Below are 3,165 nucleotides of genomic sequence, written 5' to 3'. Positions count from 1 at the left end.
TGGATTCCTCAAAGTTCATCTAAAGTCTTTACAATTTTTTGATATACAAAGAACAATAAAGGACTAAAAGATGTGTAAGATGAAGAGGTTACATGCAAAACAATCCCCCTCTAAGAGCGGAGAGTACCGCTCCAATCCAAAGTTTTCAAGCACACTAAAATATCTTTTTATCTTATGGGGCTTGTGTTTGGCATGCCTTGTGGCTAAAGGGAAAGAAATTAATTGGCAAGCCCTCTTAGAACAGCACCACATTTTAGGCAAGGTGGTTAAGTCTATTGATGAAGGTCCGGATTTTAAAGTGCTTATTGTGGATCACAAGGGCAAATGGGAGGCGTGGTGGGTGGATAAACAGAGCCTTAAACTGGCTAATCAAAGACCCAGTGATTACCCTTATGGTGCTGACCCAACATACGATGCAATATGGGCACACAACCAAGCCATACCCACGCAGATCATAAAGATGTGGAATCTCTTTTACACGGGTCCTTACGCAACTATGCGCAAGGATATGGATGTTTCTTACTTTAAAAAAGCCTTGCTTTCTTTAAAACCCTTGCAAGGCACGCGCTGGAAGAGTGTTACCTTTGATGGTCCCAGTGTGTGGCTCATGGATAAAAACACCACCCAAGCCATAGAAGTTATGCAAGCCTTTGGAGATAATGCCACTCTTTTTAATCAAATCAACGCACGCACCCAAGCATTGAGTGCCAAAAACGCTCCCCTTCTCTTTGGCTCTTTTTTTAAAGTGTTGCCTAAACCCTGCTTGGATACCTTCCCCTCCACCAACCCCAAAGCTCCCGATCTCTATCTTGTTTTAAATTTTGATAATTCTGATCTGCATTACACCAATCTCTACCAACGCACCAAAGAAATCCTTGATCAATTCCCCACCATTGTAAAACGCTACCGCGTGCATGTTTTTGCCCTAGAGCGGGACATTAGCTATTGTGATACGCAAGAGGTGAGCGATAGACCAGATCCCTATGGCAACTATAACACCTTTGATCAAGCCCACCCTCCCTGTGAAACTCTTTTTAAAACTTACCAACAGCTTAAAGAACAATTCCACGCCACCTCTACTAAAGGTGCTTGTGAGGTACCCGATGGCCAGCTCGCAGAAGAACCCAAAGGCTCTATAAAAGTGGCGGATACGGGCAGGGGTTGGGAAACCTTTCTCTTTGGCATTGCAGAAAAACACGATGAGACACCGGGATATATCGACAACAACAACCCCACCCCCTATATTTACAACCCTAAAATAGGGCTCATCAGCGCGCGTGATTTTTTACAGAGTTTAGACACGCCTATGGGAAATAAGCCTCCCAAAAAAGCGCAGGGTTTGAGTGCCTACAAGGTTGTCAAAAAGGCTAGCTTGACCCATGCCCCCTTTCAAATCGCGCTCTTGCAAGACAAACAAAGCCATGAGCAAAGCGCATGGCTTTACAGCCCCCAAGCCAAGCTGTGGTTTAAGCCCGGACGGGTGCGTAAGTTGCATAAAAACGATCAAGTCCTTTTAGGCGATTTTAAAGAGGAGGCATCCGCTTATAATTATGTGAAAGCCTACGCCAAACCTTTAAAAACCTTTTTTAACAAAGCCCATAGAATTGATCTAGTGCCTGAAAATGCCAAAAGAGATTTTTATGTGATTACATCGGCTTCACCTGCTGCTGCCGATACACTTGCATATTATGACACCCCCATCAACCTAGTTTCTAAGATCATAAAAAAGGTCCAACAAGGAGATGCGGTGCATATCATTTTAGTGGGATCATTGAGCGCATTACCCACTGATGATTGCGGCGATACATCTTGTGATGGGGATGAAGAAACTTGGGTGGCTCAGACTTGTTTTAATGCAGCTAACAAAGCAAAAAATATGGCTGAAAAGCTCGATGTTATCAAAAATTGTGGCTATGGTGGTGATTATGATTTTAAAGACCCCGGGGAGAGTGCCATTGCTGATAATAGTGCCAATTTAATAGATGATGGCATCGGCATGTTGGAAGCGCAAGGCTGGAAGCATTTCGATGAGCTGTTGCCAGACCCCGATCAAGAATAACATCTTTACCCTGCCAAGCACTTCAACAAAGGAACTTCAACGATTCGCTTAATTTGCATCCTTTTATTCATCAGTCCCCTATGGGCTGTAAGCGTTGATTTAGTCCAAGAAATGCAACAAGCCCGCGCGTTAGTGGTCAAAATTTACTACCAAGATTTTAAAGAGCGTTACACGCGTATAAATTGGGACATGGTCTTTTCGCATGCCATGCAAAAAGAAGCACCAGCCCTTGTTAAGCACTTGCAAGCCTTTATCGATCACATCCCGATTTTACAATCCCTCACGCCCAAAACCCCCAAGCAAGCCCAAATGATCCAAGCACTCAAAGCCCTTGAGATGTATAACCTTTTTATTTTGTTGAGCGACTCCACCCCCGAGGATTATTGCGCAATGCATGGCGCAAAGTGCAGGAAAATGAAGTTTCCCAAGCGTGTTAAGCCCTTTGACGCCAACAAGAACACATTAGAATTTTTAAAGGGCATAGAATTGACCTACGCCCCCTTGATTGCAGCGTATCATCAAGGTTTGGACTTCACAGATTATCTGCAGATGTTGTATGCCAAGTCTGACCCATTAGCCCCTAATTGGGCGATTATGGGTATTCGAAAAGATAATTTAAACATGGTTAAAGGTCCTAAGACTCCGACCTTGCGTCGCTTTTTTCAGGATTTTAGATCCATCGATGCACACAACTATCTCATGGATAGCGGTTTTATTGAACATGTAAAGTATTTTGGTGCAAATGAAAAGGATGGTTTCAAAGATTTTTTAGTAACTCAGATCATCTATTCTAGTGGTGCCAAGGCGCAAGATTTAGTCTCGTGGATGAATTATTACGGGGCACGCGCCTTTGCCTTCTTGGGGGGTGATGCTAATGACAATGACTATGAAAGTGCCATGGGTTTGTATTGGGAGAGTGTTACCCATTTGCGTATAACCCCTGCTGAGGATGATGAATATACATTTTCTATTCTCAAGCCAAAAGTCCCTTTAGCTAAAGCGATGCAACGCACTCTCACCCAAAACCCCACCATTTGTTTGCAACCCCAGTATTTAAACCAAGAAGCTAAAGCTGTTTGTTTGCAAATCTTCCAACAACACAGCTA

At 43.5% G+C, this 3,165-nt stretch carries 2 protein-coding genes; both read left to right on the top strand.

Translation table 11 applies throughout. The annotated features are described in order from the left end of the window. Nucleotides 1–79 precede the first annotated feature (79 nt). On the top strand, nt 80–2,059 hold the full coding sequence (locus tag C5684_RS09605; RefSeq protein ID WP_233708722.1) for a hypothetical protein: 1,980 nt from the start codon (nt 80–82) through the stop codon (nt 2,057–2,059). A gap of 111 nt (nt 2,060–2,170) precedes the next feature. Continuing rightward, nucleotides 2,171–3,165: hypothetical protein (locus C5684_RS08095; RefSeq protein ID WP_104639988.1), on the top strand; the 995-nt coding region annotated here is incomplete at its 3' end.

The organism is Helicobacter bizzozeronii, assembly GCF_900196775.1.
Lineage (GTDB): Bacteria > Campylobacterota > Campylobacteria > Campylobacterales > Helicobacteraceae > Helicobacter > Helicobacter bizzozeronii.
This window is presented reverse-complemented; position numbering and strand designations above follow the sequence as displayed.